Here is a 13,980-nt window from a genome sequence, read left to right as displayed (position 1 = left end):
TCATATCCGCGCTGCCCGTTTCAGCTCACCAGCAGCCAGCCGCAGAAGCCGAGATAGAGCAGACCCACCAGCGCCAACCGCCCGGCGGTCATCACTCCCTTTCTGAACCCCCACCAGAGCACCCCCACCGCCAGCAGCGTCACCAGCGAAGAGGCCATCATGGCGCCATCCAGCAACCAGGGGGTAAACAGCAGACAGAAGGCCTTGGGGATAGTGCCCTGGATCATCATGGCTCCAGAGATATTGGCCAGCGCCAGCCGGTTCTTGCCCTGCCGCACCCAGATCAGCACGTTCATCAGCTCCGGCATCTCGGTCGCCACCGGACTCAACAGCAGTGCCGCCAGCACCGGCGAGAGGCCAAACAGTTCGCCCATGCTCTCCAGCTGATGGACAAACAGCTGTGCCGCCAGCGCCACCACCACCAGCGCAGCCAGCGTCTGCAACAGTACCTTGCCAAGGGGCGGGATCACCGCATCTGGGGCCAGCTTGAGGGGCTCCGGCAATTCGACTTCGTGGCTGTCACTCTGTTTCAGCTCGCGCCTTACATAGACGAGGTAGACCAGCAGGAAGAGCGGGGCCAGCGAGCTCTTGCCGGTGAAGGCGACCAGCCCCAGCGCGGTCGCCACCAGAAAGATGCCGATAAACCAGCGCTGATCCCGACCAATCTCGCGCTGCACCCCGCCGTCGATGGCGCGCTCGGTACGCCCCATGCAAAGCAGCAGGGTAACACCGACCGCTGCATAGCCGATGGTGGCCAACACCAGCGGCCCGCCGAGGGCGGCGCCAATGCCGATCTCCTGCTGGGCGGTTGTGTTGCCCATCAGCAGGGCGGTCAGGGTGACGATGCACTCGGGCAGTGCCGTACCCAGTGCCGCCAGCAGGGAGCCGGTGGCGTTTTGGGAGAGTTTGAAGTGGTGACCGATCCACTCGATGCCGTTGACGAAGTATTCGCAGGCAAGGTAGATGGTGACCGCAGAGACGAGAAATAACAGCAGGGTAATCAACATAATAGATACCGCCAGGCGAGCAGAATAACCGATGGACCCGACATGGCTCGCCCGGCTGGCGTGCATATCGAGGCCAAAGGTCTTGCAGAGCGATAGTGCCTATCGCCGCCCATGCCATGGATACGAGGATCCAAGAGTGTTGACATGGGCCCGGCCCGGAATGCGGGCGGGTTGCTACTCCCCAATGACTGAGGGGACGTTTTAGCAACTCGACCGCCGCCTCACAAGGCAAATTAATGACAACTCATTCAATAAGTTGTAAGGGAATGTAACCTCGCCAGCCCCTCCTCCCCACTGCTATTGCGCTGTTGGCACACCGATTGCTGTAGGTAGTTCACTATCCACAACAGTTTGGGAAGGATGAACAATGAAACGGTGGATCCAACATTTCTATCAACTGAACCGCCTCAACTGGCTGATGGTCTGGTTGTTGCTCTGCTGCAGCATCATTCTGCTGTTTCCAGCCGGGCTGATGAAAGGGGCCGTCAGCCAGTGGGCTGCGGATCATGCGGCCTGGCTGGGGGTCGGCATGCTGATCGCCATCTCCTACTTCTGCAGTCAGGGCTTCCTGATCGCCTGGGAGTGGGCATGCGAAGAGTGGCAGGCGCGCCGTCAGCAGGATCAGCTGGCCCAGATGATCGGCTTTCTCGACTTCAACGAGAAGGCGGTGCTGCGCGAGTTCGTGCTGCAGCGTAAAAGCGTCATAAACTTGCCGATCACCGAACCCGCCGTCAAAAACCTGATGGATGCCGGCGTCCTCACCTACGCCTACGGCAAGCCGACCCGGGAGAAGGATGACGAGAACCAGATCCGCGCCCTGATGATCGCCCTGCCCGCCCGACCGCTGCTCACCTACAAGGTGCTGGGGCTGTCGCGCGGCAAGATGAGCGACGAGCAGGTGGAGCAGATCATGAACGCCCGTCCCAAGTTCGCCCAGAAGGGGTTCCAGCGCTAACCGCCGCCCTATCCGCCAGATGCAAAAGAGCCGGACACTGTCCGGCTCTCTCGTTTCTGCGCGACGTTCTGTACCATCCCTTCCGTCTTGCTGCGTCCTACCCCTTGAGGCTGGAGCAAAAGCTGACATCGTCCTGCACCGGATCATCGCTCATGCTGTGATAAAGCTCGAAGCAGGGACCATTGCCAAACTCCAGCCCGGCAGCAACGATGTCGCCGATATGCTCCTGCCAACGAGGGCCATACTGACTGCGGTCGGTAATAAGATAACGGGACTGGGCGTAACGACCGGCGGGAATAATCTGGATCTCGACCGCACCCATCCCCACCGTCCCCGCAGGCACCGTCACCCCGATGTCAGTGCGACACTGGGCTGGCGGAGTCACCTCGGGGTTATCGTGATAGATGAAGATCCACTCCCCACCTTCCAGACCGCGGGCGCTGGCCCACTGATGCAGCTGACTACAAACGGGACCATACCCCTCGCCATAGGGGCCGGTGACACGCATATAAGCCAGAGTGCGGGCGTCCATCTCGATGGTTTTCATGGTATTGCTCCTTGCTGATGAGTGACCCTCAGCATAAGGATTAGGCAGCACAAGTGCGTGTCCATCCTTGCTCATCAAGTGTCCATTCTTGCTCTTGTCGCGGCGAAACTCTCCCGGCGTGCAACCATAGTAACGGCGAAATACCTTGGCAAACGCCTGGGAGCTGGCGAGCCCCGCCCCCAACGCAATGGCCGTGACACTGGCATCGGTATAGCAGAGCTGCCAAGCAGCCCGCTGGATGCGCAGACGACGACACATCTCCCCGGGCGTCTCCCCCGCCACAGCCGTAAACACCCGGTGAAAATGGTAGAAAGACAAGCAGGCACTGCTTGCCAGCGTTTCAATGGAGAGATCGGGATTCTGCTCCAGCGCCCGGATCACCGGGCGCAATCTGTCCTGATAATCGACCATGCCGTTAGCGACTGGCGCTCCCCGCAACTCTGGCCATATAGAGTGCATCCACATAGCGCCCCTGGCGGAAGGCATAGTCACGGGCCAACCCCTCCTGCGTGAAACCGAACTTGCGATAGAGCGCCTGTGCGGCCTCATTGTCGGTATAGACAGTCAGCTCAATCCGGTGCAGGTTGAGCCAGTTATCGGCCAGATCCAGCGCCGCGGCCATCAGGGCAGAGCCCACCCCTTTGCCGGCCCAGTCATCCCGTACCCCCATACCGATACAGGCCACATGCTTGCGTCTCGGATTGGACTCAACCAGCAGCGAGAGCTGGCCTACCAGCAGGCCGTCAACCTCGGCCACTAGTGCCACCACGCTGTCGCTCTCCAACCGCTTCTGCCACTGGCTAAGGGGAGGTGTGGGCAGGTGCAAAGTGCCCGCCTGGGCATTGGGCATGGCGTAAAGATCCCGCAAGGCGGGGGCATCGGCGGGTTCGGCATGACGGATAGTAATCTGCATATGAGGCTCCTTCTCGAAACCACCATCATGCAATATCCGGCGCGGTTACACATCCCCCACCTGCACCCATTTGTCTTGCCTATCAAAGGGCGAGGAAAGGCCCATTGGCCCATCACTGCGCAGATCCGTAGGCTGGCCCCATATCAACAAGGAGAGAAGCCATGACTGACAAGACCCTGCACAGCGCCAACGGCGCCCCCGTCGTCGACAACAACAACAGCCTCACCGCCGGCCCGCGCGGCCCCATCCTGATGCAAGATATCTGGTTGATGGAGAAACTCGCCCACTTCGACCGCGAGCGCATTCCCGAGCGGGTGGTTCACGCTAAGGGCTCGGGCGCCTACGGCACCTTTACCGTGACCCACGACATCAGCCAGTTCAGCAAGGCCGATCTGTTCAGCGCCATCGGCAAGCAAACACCGGTGTTCCTGCGTTTCTCCACCGTAGCCGGTGAGAAGGGCGCCGCCGATGCCGAACGCGATGTGCGCGGCTTCGCCCTCAAGTTCTATACCGAGCAGGGCAACTGGGATCTGGTGGGCAACAACACCCCGGTCTTTTTCATCCGCGATCCGCTGAAATTCCCTGACTTCATCCACACCCAGAAGCGGGATCCGCGCACCAACCTGCGCAGCGCCACTGCCGCCTGGGACTTCTGGTCACGCCATCCGGAATCCCTGCATCAGGTCACCATACTGTTCAGCGATCGCGGCATCCCCAAGAGCCTGCGGGAGATGAACGGCTACGGCAGCCACACCTTCAGCTTTATCAACGACGCCAACGAGCGCTTCTGGGTCAAGTTCCACTTCAAGACCGAGCAGGGCCACAGCTTCTACACCGATGAAGAGGCCGCCACCGCCGTCGGTCAGGATCGGGAGACCAGTCAGGCGGATCTGTTCAATGCCATCGAGCGGGGCGACTTCCCGCGCTGGAAGGTCTATGTGCAGGTGATGCCGGAGGCCGACGCCCAGACTTACAACATCCACCCGTTCGACCTCACCAAGGTGTGGCCGCACAGCGACTACCCGCTGATCCCGGTGGGCATGCTGGAGCTCAACCAGAACCCGGACAACTACTTCGCCCATGTGGAGCAGGCCGCCTTTACCCCGGCCAACGTGGTGCCCGGTATCGGCTTCTCGCCGGATCGCATGTTGCAAGGGCGGCTCTTCTCCTACGGCGACACCCAGCGCTATCGCCTTGGCGTCAACCACGGTCTGCTGCCGGTCAACGCCCCGCGCTGCCCGTTCCATCACGGTGCCCATCGTGACGGTGCCATGCGGGCAGACAGCAATGGCGGCGCCAGCCCCAACTATCAGCCGAACCGTTTCGGTACCCAGCAGCCGAGCGAGCAGCACGAACCGGCGCTGAGTCTGGAAGGGGCCGCCCTGCACTATGACTTCCGTGACTACGACAGCGACTACTACAGCCAGCCGGGCAACCTGTTCCGCATCATGGACGAGGGACAGCGTTCGCGGCTCGCCGCCAACCTGGCCCGCTCCCTTATCAATGTGGAGGATGACGCCATCGTCGCGGCCCAGCTCAAACACTTCGAGCAGGCCGACCCCGAGTACGCCAAACGAGTCGAACTGGCACTGGCCGCCTTGCAGCGCTAAGCCGCAAGCAGGCAAGATCTGCAAAAACAAAACGGGGGCCTGATGGCCCCCGTTTTCTATGGCGAGCAAGCTCGCTCAGAGAGCAGGCACCTGCCCGGCCAGCCACCGCAACGCGTTCGCCTCATGCTCTTTGACAAAGGCATTCTTGCCCGCACAGTAGCGCTCGATATCGTGCTGACAGCTCGCGGCTACCGCCTGCTTTAACTCGGCGTATTCCCGGCATACCGCAGGATGGGCCCTTAGATAGTCACGAAAGGCCAGATGGCGATGCACATGGTCATCCCCTTGCAAGAAGGCGTGGATCTGGTGGGTTCTCTCATCACCCCCCTTGCGAAAATAGCGGCGGCGCGCAATCCCGCACTCACCCATCGCCTCATAGCCCAGCGCCTCCAGCTGACCGTTCTGCTCATCGAGCCGCTCCAGCGATGATACCTCCAGCATGATGTCGATGATGGGCTTGGCGGCCAAACCGACGACAGAGGTACTGCCGATATGGTGGACAGCTAGCAAGCAGTTATCCAGCACACTGCGTAATTGAACCTCTTCAGCTACAAAGCTGGCTGGCCATTGGGGGTTGTAGGAGACAACGTCGACTCTCACAGTTTCAGCTCTCTGGATAGTTGCCGATGGCATAGGGCAACAAGGTATGCGATGGGTGGACAAGATAACCAGACGGCAAATTACCAGCAACAAAAACGGAGCCCGAGGCTCCGTTTTTCAATGCTGTATCAATCCCGGACGGAACGCGCTTCACGCTCTTCCCGCTCCCTTGCCAGCAAGCGTTTGTACCACCAGCTACTGCGACGACGTTGTGCATTGGAAGAGCGACGAGCCATTTCTTAGGTTCCAGCCAAGAGAAGAAAGGAGCTGCATTATGCGACAGGGATCACGTCCATGTCTTTAGCTGGATCAAGAAAAGCCTCACTGACCCACGGAAATCGTCTTCTGAGCTTTCGCACCACGGGTGGCAGGCAACACCACCGCAGGAGAGCGCCAGGCCAGCGCGCCATTGCTCTCGAGGTCGTTCTGCGGGCCGCACTCCAGCCAGATATCTCCCTGCAGAATGCGGGCCCCTTCGGAATATTTCTGATCCGCAAACCAGCAGACCCGCTCGGGCAATGAGCCCAGCGGCAACACCAGCTCGGGGCTGACAGACTCGCCCACCACAGTGGTTTTGGACGCGGCCAGAGCGGGGGCGAGCCAGAGGGAGACCAGCAGGCAGAGCAGTACATTTTTCATGAGAGGGATCCTGTTTCGATGGGAGGCATTCTCGAAGAGTCGACCAGCCCCTGGGTTTACTTGACTGACAATCATACTGCCTGCTGGCATTGTGGAACCAATATGGTAGCCTGCCAGCGCCTGCGGGCAGTCTCTCGCTGCCACGCGCAAACTTCCGGTGAATTTGTCACGTCCTGACAAAATATAACCTTATTTATCAAATCGTTATTTGGATATTATCCCAATGCGTATCATGCCGTTGCTTCAGGCGGCCTGCCTGAGCCTGATGTTGTCCGCCTGCGTTGCCCCATTGCTGATGATGAGCCCCACCAGCCAGCTGATGTGGGCCCTGCTCAAGCCGCTGGTCGGCTTTGACCCGAACGAGGTCAATCTGTTCGAACAACCCCTGATCAAGGATCGGATGACCGCCATCCTTGGCCCCAACTACGACAGCACCATGCAGTTGCTCAAGACTGCCGACAAGTTACAGCAGGAGGGGCCGCTTTTCTATGTGGTCTCCGAGTATGCGCCGGTGCCGGATATCGCCAAGCAGGCGGGGATGGTGTGGAACTCGCAAACCAACCAGATGTCGGTATTGCTGCAAAAAGGGGATGGCACCACCCTGACCTTCGGCGAAAATCTGGCGAGCACGGCACCGACCTGGCCAACCGCCATGCAGGGCTGGCAGACTTCCACCAGCCAGCTCACCCCGGCGGCCAATGCCCTGACCGGTGCGGCAACCAGTCAGAGTGGCACCTCCCCCTTCTCCCTTGGCAGCGCGCTGGGCACAGTGACCCGCGGCGTCACCGGCTCGCTGACCAACAGCGCAAGTCAGGCTATCAGCGGCGCAGCCGCCAACGCCACAGGGCAGGCCGCCAGACAAGCCACCGGACAGGCCGCCCAAGCGGTGACCCAGAGCGCGACCGACCTGACTCGCAGTGCGACCACCGCAGTCACTGCGCCAGCCAAGCAGGCGGTGAGCAGCACTGCTGCGACTGCAACGCAAGAAGCGACCAAGGCTGTTGCCACTCCTGCCAAACAGGCTGTCAGCAGCGCCGCTGCGACCGCGACGCAAGAAGCCACCAAAGCCGTTGCCGCTCCTGCCAAGCAAGCCGTCAGTAGCGCCGCTGCGGCCGCGACCCAAGAAGCCACCAAGGCCGTTGCCGCTCCGGCCAAGCAAGCCGTCAGCAGCGCCGCAGCAACCGCGACGCAAGAGGCAACCAAGGCTGTTGCCGCTCCGGCCAAGCAAGCCGTCAGCAGCGCCGCAGCAACCGCGACGCAAGAGGCAACCAAGGCCGTTGCAGAACCAGCCCGGCAGGCCGTCAGTGCCGCATCCCATACGGCCGGAGAGAGCGTCGCCGATGCCGCCAGAGCGGCGGAAGCCAAGGCTCGCGCCAAGGCAGAGGCGGAGATGGAAGCCCTGCTCAAATAAACCGACAGGCCACCGAAAGGTGGCCTGTTTTTTATCCCGTTACCGGATCATGACGTTATGGAAAAGGCCACATAGACTGTTAGGTAACTACCCGCACAAGGAGTGCATCATGCGTCGTCTGCTCCCTGCTCTCGCTTCTCTCGCCCTGTTTATCGCGCTCCCGGCTCCGGCACTTATCTACTATTCGGAGCAGAACATGCCGCTCAATGGCCAGGATAAAAATGGTCAGCCTGTGGGGTTGGCGGTCGAGTTGCTGCGCCTGATGTGGCGCGAAATGGGGGAGCCGGAGCAACCCATCCACTTTCTGCCCTGGGCCCGCGGCTGGTATCTGCTGACCCAGCAGCAAGAGGCCGTGCTCTTTACCACGGCACATACCAAGGAGCGGGATCCCCACTTCCTCTGGGTCTGCCCCATCAGCCACTCCAGGGTCGCGCTGGTCGGCCGCAAGCAGGATGCCCCCAAAGTGGCCAGCAAAGCGGATCTCGCCAAGCTGCAGATCGGCGTGATGCAGGCGGATGTCGGGGAGCAGTTGCTGCTCAACCGCGGGATCAGCCCGGGCAATATGATGTCGGTGGAGCGCATGGATCAGGTGGTGCGCCAACTCATCATGGCACGCACCGATCTGGTGGCGGGCAACGAGGTGATGCTGCGCCATCAGGCCAAAGAGCTGGGTTTCCCCAGCGAGGATTTTGTCACCGTCGCGATTATTGAAGAGCAGGATAACTGCTTCGCCTTCAACCTGAGGGCAGACAAGCAACAGGTTGCCCGCCTGCAACAGGCGCTGGACAAGGTCAGACAGGGGAATGAATACAAGCAGCTGATGAAGCGCTACCAGTTGCTCAGTATCCTGCCCGAAACCACTCCCACCATCCCGCGCCTCGAGTAACCCCGGCCCACCCTATGGCGGGCTCTCTCTATCTCCCGCCGATGACGCCTGCGATGCCTCCACCGGCGCCGTAATGAGGTGGTTCAGAAAGAGATTGAACAGTTCGGCCCGCGAGCCGAGCCGCAACTTGCCATAGAGATGCTTGCGGTGATTCTTCACCGTGCCGCTGCCAATCCCGAGCGCTGCGGCAATCGCCTCGGTATCCAGCCCCTGCAGCAGCAACTCCGCCACCTGCCGCTCACGCCGGGTGAGCAGATCCCCCCCAACACTCGCCATCGCCAGCTCCACCGCGCTCTTGAGGCTGGCGCTATCTGGCAGCACAGTGCTCTGGGCCAGCAGCGGCTGGCTCTGCCGCCACTGCTGACGACAGAGCGAATGCACCAGCGGGAACAGCTGCTCCAGCCTCGCCAGCTCGTCACGACTGAGGGTACTGCGCTTGTCGAGCCGCCCCAGAAACAGCATCAGCGTCAGTCCATCCCGCACTGGCATGATCAGCCCCACCTCCTCCTGCCAGCCGGTGGCCTGATAGAAGTGGTGGCGATATTCGGGATCGAGCCGCCCTTGGGAGACCTGCGCCAGGGTCCAGACGCCGGCAGGCAAGCCCTGTTCCAGCGCCTGCATAAAGGGATCCTGACTGAAGTGGCTGGTGAGGTAGCGATCAAAGAGCAGAGCCCGCTGATGATTGAGGTTGTCGTAGAGGTAGACGGGCCGCTGCCCCACCCCGAGCAGCAGGGCACAATCAAACGCCACCTGCTGCTGGATCAGCCGCACCAGCGCCACCGCAAAGGCGCTGCTGTGCAGGGCATCGACCACCTCGGTCATGCTGCGGGTCAAGGCATCTGTGGTGAATGGCTGGGTCATGGTGACACGTTTCCGTTGGCGGGGAGCGATTCCCCGCTATGGCTGCATGCTAGCACGAGAGTGGCAAAACTGTCCCTCAGGGGACATATCCGCCACCGGCCAGAACGGCGAGGATGACGGCTTTTCCCCCTGCTGTTGGAGAACCCATGATCAACCCCCACCTGCTCGATGAGCTGACCGAGCGCGGCCTTGTGGCCCAGAATTCCGACCCGGCGGCCCTGGCCGATCATCTTGCCACCCCGCGCACCGTCTATTGCGGGTTCGATCCCACCGCTGGCAGCCTGCATATCGGTCATCTGGTGCCGCTCTTGATGCTGCGCCGCTTCCAGCTGGCGGGCCACACCCCGGTGGCACTGGTGGGCGGGGCAACCGGCCTTATCGGCGATCCCAGCTTCAAGGCGACCGAGCGCAGCCTCAACAGTGCTGATACCGTGCAGGGTTGGGTCGCCAGCCTGTCGGCCCAAATCAGGGCGCTGCTGCCCGCCGATGAGGGCCTGTCGGCCCCGCAACTGGTCAACAATGGCGACTGGATGGGGCAGATGTCCGCCCTCGATTTTCTGCGGGATATCGGCAAGCACTTCTCGGTCAACGCCATGCTGGCGCGGGAATCGGTGCGCCAGCGGCTGGCTCGCCCGGATCAGGGCATCTCGTTCACCGAGTTCTCCTACGCTCTGCTGCAATCCTACGACTTTGCGGTGCTGCACCAGCGGCTCGGTTGCACCCTGCAGATTGGCGGCAACGACCAGTGGGGCAATATCACCAGCGGCATGGATCTCACCCGTCGTCTCCATCAGGCGCAGGTGCACGGCATGACTCTACCCCTTATCACCAAGGCAGACGGCACCAAGTTTGGCAAGACCGAGGGTGGTGCAGTCTGGCTCGATCCGGCGCTCACCTCCCCTTACGCCTTCTACCAGTTCTGGCTCGGCACCGCGGATGAGGATGTCTACCGCTTCCTGCGCTACTACAGCTTTGTGCCGCTGAGCGAGATTGATGCACTGGAGGCGGAAGACGCAAAGCGGCAGGGGCGCAAGCAGGCCCAGCAGGTGTTGGCAAACGAGCTGACCGAGCTGGTACACGGCAAGGCGGCGCTGGCGGCGGTGCAGCGCATCAGCGAGCTGCTGTTTAGCGGCGATGTGGCCCGCCTCGGCGAGAGCGATCTGGCCCAGCTGGCGCAGGATGGCATGCCGAGCAGCACCGTCAGCGGCGAGACCGATCTGGTCAGCCTGCTGGTCAGCTGCGGTCTGGCTAACTCCAGGCGCATCGCCCGCGAACTGCTGGCGGCAGGCGCCATCAGCCTCAATGGTGTGCTCAAGCAAGATGATCAGCTGAGAGCCAATGATCGGCTGTTTGGTCGCTACCTGCTGCTGCGCCGGGGCAAGAAGCAGTATCACCTGGTGGAGTGGCAATAAGCCGCAGGGCGGGGAGCTCAGCTTCCCCGCCCGCACCCTGAATCCCTTTTGAATCCCGAGTTGCGATCCCCCTCACAGCCTCTCCCGTCAGCAGCCACCATACTGGCACCGGCGAACATGGAGTACGCCACACAATCTGTTCCTCACGAATCAACAAGGATGCTGATGATGAAGAGATGGCTTCTGGTGCTGCTCTGCACCCTGCCCATGCTGGCACACGCCAGCGGATACACCCAGACCCGCTACCCCATAGTGCTGGTGCACGGCCTGTTCGGCTTCGACAAGCTGCTCGGGGTCGATTACTTCTACGGCATTCCGCAAGCCCTGAGCCGGGATGGCGCCAAGGTCTACGTGGCTCAGGTATCTGCTACCGCCAGCTCCGAGCAGCGGGGGGAGCAGTTGCTCGCCCAGATTGAACTGCTGCTGGCCGCCACCGGCGCCGAGAAGGTCAACCTGATCGGCCACTCCCATGGCGGCCCGACCATCCGCTATGTCGCTTCGGTCGCCCCCGAGCTGGTCGCCTCCGCCACCAGCGTCGGCGGGGTCAACTACGGCTCAGAGATTGCCGATCTGGTGCGGGCCAATGCCGCCCCCGGCAGCGCCGCCGAGAAGCTGGCTGCCGCCGCGGCCCACGCCCTCTCCGGCATGATTTCACTGCTCTCGGGCGGGAGCCAGCTGCCGCAAGATCCAGTCGCCGCCCTCGATGCCCTCACCAGCAAGGGGGCCAGCCAGTTCAACCAGCGCTACCCGGAGGGGCTGCCCAGCCGCTATTGCGGCGAGGGGCCGATGCAGGCCAGCAACGGCGTCTACTACTTCTCCTGGAGCGGGCGCGGCAACCTGACCAATCTGCTGGATCCGGTGGATCCTGCGCTGGCGCTGACCGGCGCCTTCTTCAAGGAGCCCAATGACGGACTGGTCGGGGTCTGCAGCAGCCACCTCGGCAAGGTGATCGGCACCAGCTACCGGATGAACCATCTGGACGAAGTGAACCAGTCCTTCGGCATCCACCATCTGTTCGAGACCGATCCGGTCACCCTCTATCGCCAGCATGCCAACCGCCTCAAGGAGCTGGGACTATGAAGATCGCCACCCTGCTCGTCGTGCCCTGCGCCATCACCCTGCTGCTTGGCGGGGTGTTGCTCTGGCCCACTGCACCGACGGCAGACTCATCAACAGATCAAGCCAATCAGCATGCACAGAGCCACCCGCACGATCCCGAGCAGGAGGCCGCCGATGCCCTGCAGGCGCGCTATCGCACCTTTGTCTCCGCCCAGAGCAGCCTGACGGTGCCCACCGAGATCTCCCTCGCCAGCCTGCAGATCCTGTTTGACGAGCGGGAGCAGTTGCGCCAGCAGAGCTTTACCCCAGCGGAGCAGGCCCAGCTGTTTGCCGAGGATCGGCTGATGGAGCAGCTGACACTGCGGCGCAGGGCGCTGGCGGAAGCAAGAGACAGCGACAAGTCGCAGTTGGCCAGCGAGCTGGATCTCTGGCTGGCGGAGCAACCGGGCTGGTTTCGCGAGGCGGAGGCCAACAGCCGTCTACTTGAGGAGTTGCAAGGGCTGGCGCAGATGGACCCGGCCAAACGGGAGGCTCTGCTGCTGGAGACAGGGGGGCCGGAAGCGGTGGATCGGATGCACCAGCTGGAGCAGAACCGGCAAGGGTTCGAGGAGCAACTCAGCGGTTTTCTGGCCGAGCTCAGGCAACTACCGAACGAGGCCAGGGCCGAACAGCAGCAGGAACTGCTGGCCCGCTGGTTCGAGACCGGACAGTGGCGCCGGGTCGAGGCGCTCACCCGGCTCAAGCTGGGGGAGCCACAAGCCGAATGAGAAGGGGGCCCGCGATGGGCCCCCTTGCTACTGCGCTTATTGCGGCTTGTTGGCACCCGGCAACGGCTGCCAGGTGAGGCGGGTCACCTGAGTGCCCTGCACCTCGCACTTGAGGCTCAGCTCCTGCCACCCCTTATCCTGACGCAGGGAGACTTCCCCTTCGATCCCCTGCTCGCCAATCTTCAGCTTATCCTGCTCGAAGATCACCTTGTCGCCGTGGGCGAGATCCATCAGTTTGCCGTTGCAGAGCCAGTGAGCGAGATCCGCCCCCTTCAGCTTGACGCCCCCCTTGGCCGCCTTCTGTTCGGCCGCGCTCACCACAAACAGCTTGCTCAGCTCGGCGGCCCGCTTGGTGAGCCACTCCTGACGCTGCTGCATGCTCATCTTGCTGACGAACTCGGCGGGCTGCCCCTTCTCGTCCAGCCATTGGGTCAGCTTGCCGCTGTCGTCAAAGGCGAACTGGGCGGCGGGCTCTTTGACCCCGAACAGCTTGCCGCCCTTGAAGTAGTAGCGGCTCTCCCCTTCCAGCTTGCCCAGCTCGTTCATGATGGGCACGGCGATGATGACGGGGGCGCCATCGATCCAGGCCTTGATATCGACGCCGTCATGGCTGAATTGACGGGTATCGAGGGCGCTCTCGGCCCCCTTCTCCATCAGGGTAAACTGCTCGGCGAGAGAAGCGGCCAGAGAAGGGAGGGAGCAGAATCCCAGGGTCAGCGCGATCGCTGTGTTGCGCATTGAGTTGTACATAGCACTCCTGTGATGGGCCATCCGGCCCGTGGTTAACTCTCTGTCAGCCAGGCCCGCAGCCCTTCCCGGTGAGCATCGCTCAGGGGCAGGGATTGGCGGGCCCGGTAGTCAAAATGGATCAGGGTCGTTTCGGCGGTGACGGCCAGTTCGCCGCCCTGCCAGGCCTCCTGCCAGACCGTAAAGGAGCTGGTGCCGATGCGGCGCACGCCAGTCTTGATGGTGACCGGCTGGCCGTAGAACAGCTCCCGTTTGAACTGCACCGTATAGCCCGCGATGATCAGATGCCAGTTATGCACATCCAGATCGGGGGAGAAGATCCGGAACAGGGGATCCCGCGCCGATTCGAACCAGACCGCCGGCACCGTATTGTTGATATGGCCGAGGGCATCCGTCTCCTGAAAGCGGGGTTGGATCTGCATTTCCAGCATGGGTTGACTCCTTGTCTCTTTGTTTCTGTCCTTGTCCGTTCATGGGACATCAGTGGCCAATGGGTGGCCGCCGGGCATCACCAGCGGATCAGCATGTTACATGATACTGCTGGCCCAAGCACAGGGATGCCCACG

Annotated in this window: 15 protein-coding genes and 1 riboswitch; of the genes, 7 read left to right on the top strand and 8 right to left on the bottom strand. The window is 62.0% G+C overall.

Annotation, left to right across the window (positions count from 1 at the left end; genetic code table 11):
- Positions 1-20: 20 nt before the first annotated feature.
- Positions 21-1,007 carry a sodium:calcium antiporter gene (locus tag ACTG20_RS03300; protein WP_194495670.1) on the bottom strand — a complete coding sequence of 329 codons (987 nt, stop codon included), beginning with the start codon at positions 1,005-1,007 and terminating at the stop codon, positions 21-23.
- An 87-nt stretch (positions 1,008-1,094) separates the two neighbouring features.
- Positions 1,095-1,202, bottom strand: a riboswitch (yybP-ykoY riboswitch).
- 172 nt (positions 1,203-1,374) lie between these two features.
- Here ACTG20_RS03300 and ACTG20_RS03295 point away from each other — a divergent pair.
- The gene (locus ACTG20_RS03295; protein ID WP_005336432.1) at positions 1,375-1,962 is read left to right on the top strand and encodes a superinfection exclusion B family protein; all 588 of its coding nucleotides are present in this window, start codon (positions 1,375-1,377) and stop codon (positions 1,960-1,962) included.
- 97 nt (positions 1,963-2,059) lie between these two features.
- Here ACTG20_RS03295 and ACTG20_RS03290 read toward each other — a convergent pair whose 3' ends face one another.
- Both ACTG20_RS03290 and ACTG20_RS03285 read right to left on the bottom strand, forming a co-directional pair.
- Complete coding sequence (locus ACTG20_RS03290; RefSeq protein ID WP_194495702.1) at positions 2,060-2,920, bottom strand: AraC family transcriptional regulator; 861 nt, start codon at positions 2,918-2,920, stop codon at positions 2,060-2,062.
- Positions 2,921-2,924: 4 nt separating this feature from the next.
- Positions 2,925-3,422: a GNAT family N-acetyltransferase gene (locus ACTG20_RS03285; RefSeq protein ID WP_194495671.1), complete on the bottom strand. Its 498-nt coding sequence runs from the start codon at positions 3,420-3,422 to the stop codon at positions 2,925-2,927.
- A 161-nt stretch (positions 3,423-3,583) separates the two neighbouring features.
- Here ACTG20_RS03285 and ACTG20_RS03280 point away from each other — a divergent pair, with 161 nt between their 5' ends.
- The gene (locus tag ACTG20_RS03280) at positions 3,584-5,032 is read left to right on the top strand and encodes a catalase (protein WP_194495672.1); all 1,449 of its coding nucleotides are present in this window, start codon (positions 3,584-3,586) and stop codon (positions 5,030-5,032) included.
- 75 nt (positions 5,033-5,107) lie between these two features.
- Here the strand turns inward: ACTG20_RS03280 and ACTG20_RS03275 are convergent, their stop codons facing one another.
- Both ACTG20_RS03275 and ACTG20_RS03270 read right to left on the bottom strand, forming a co-directional pair.
- Positions 5,108-5,632: a GrpB family protein gene (locus ACTG20_RS03275; protein ID WP_194495673.1), complete on the bottom strand. Its 525-nt coding sequence runs from the start codon at positions 5,630-5,632 to the stop codon at positions 5,108-5,110.
- Positions 5,633-5,953: 321 nt separating this feature from the next.
- Positions 5,954-6,271 (bottom strand): DUF1496 domain-containing protein, encoded by a 318-nt coding sequence (locus ACTG20_RS03270; RefSeq protein WP_194495674.1) that lies wholly within the window; start codon positions 6,269-6,271, stop codon positions 5,954-5,956.
- A gap of 223 nt (positions 6,272-6,494) precedes the next feature.
- Here ACTG20_RS03270 and ACTG20_RS03265 point away from each other — a divergent pair, with 223 nt between their 5' ends.
- Together ACTG20_RS03265 and ACTG20_RS03260 are read left to right on the top strand one after the other, a co-directional pair.
- Positions 6,495-7,682, top strand: a complete 1,188-nt coding sequence (locus ACTG20_RS03265; protein WP_194495675.1) for a hypothetical protein — start codon at positions 6,495-6,497, stop codon at positions 7,680-7,682.
- 109 nt (positions 7,683-7,791) lie between these two features.
- Complete coding sequence (locus tag ACTG20_RS03260) at positions 7,792-8,568, top strand: substrate-binding periplasmic protein (protein ID WP_194495676.1); 777 nt, start codon at positions 7,792-7,794, stop codon at positions 8,566-8,568.
- Positions 8,569-8,580: 12 nt separating this feature from the next.
- Here ACTG20_RS03260 and ACTG20_RS03255 read toward each other — a convergent pair whose 3' ends face one another.
- On the bottom strand, positions 8,581-9,429 hold the full coding sequence (locus ACTG20_RS03255; RefSeq protein ID WP_194495677.1) for a helix-turn-helix domain-containing protein: 849 nt from the start codon (positions 9,427-9,429) through the stop codon (positions 8,581-8,583).
- A gap of 146 nt (positions 9,430-9,575) precedes the next feature.
- Between ACTG20_RS03255 and tyrS the strand changes: the two genes are divergently transcribed.
- From tyrS to ACTG20_RS03240, 3 genes are all read left to right on the top strand, one after another.
- On the top strand, positions 9,576-10,841 hold the full coding sequence (tyrS, locus tag ACTG20_RS03250) for a tyrosine--tRNA ligase (protein WP_194495678.1): 1,266 nt from the start codon (positions 9,576-9,578) through the stop codon (positions 10,839-10,841).
- Positions 10,842-11,009: 168 nt separating this feature from the next.
- A complete protein-coding gene (locus ACTG20_RS03245) occupies positions 11,010-11,921 on the top strand; it encodes a lipase family alpha/beta hydrolase (RefSeq protein WP_194495703.1) in 912 nt (303 codons plus the stop codon).
- Positions 11,918-12,667 (top strand): lipase secretion chaperone, encoded by a 750-nt coding sequence (locus ACTG20_RS03240; protein ID WP_194495679.1) that lies wholly within the window; start codon positions 11,918-11,920, stop codon positions 12,665-12,667. The genes ACTG20_RS03245 and ACTG20_RS03240 overlap by 4 nt, the downstream gene beginning before the upstream one ends.
- 36 nt (positions 12,668-12,703) lie before the next feature.
- Here the strand turns inward: ACTG20_RS03240 and ACTG20_RS03235 are convergent, their stop codons facing one another.
- Positions 12,704-13,405 carry a hypothetical protein gene (locus ACTG20_RS03235; protein ID WP_042655738.1) on the bottom strand — a complete coding sequence of 234 codons (702 nt, stop codon included), beginning with the start codon at positions 13,403-13,405 and terminating at the stop codon, positions 12,704-12,706.
- A 44-nt stretch (positions 13,406-13,449) separates the two neighbouring features.
- Positions 13,450-13,845: an acyl-CoA thioesterase gene (locus ACTG20_RS03230; RefSeq protein WP_005336457.1), complete on the bottom strand. Its 396-nt coding sequence runs from the start codon at positions 13,843-13,845 to the stop codon at positions 13,450-13,452.
- Positions 13,846-13,980: the final 135 nt, after the last annotated feature.

It is taken from the genome of Aeromonas sp. 84A, assembly GCF_051919345.1.
Classification (GTDB): domain Bacteria; phylum Pseudomonadota; class Gammaproteobacteria; order Enterobacterales; family Aeromonadaceae; genus Aeromonas; species Aeromonas veronii.
This window is presented reverse-complemented; position numbering and strand designations above follow the sequence as displayed.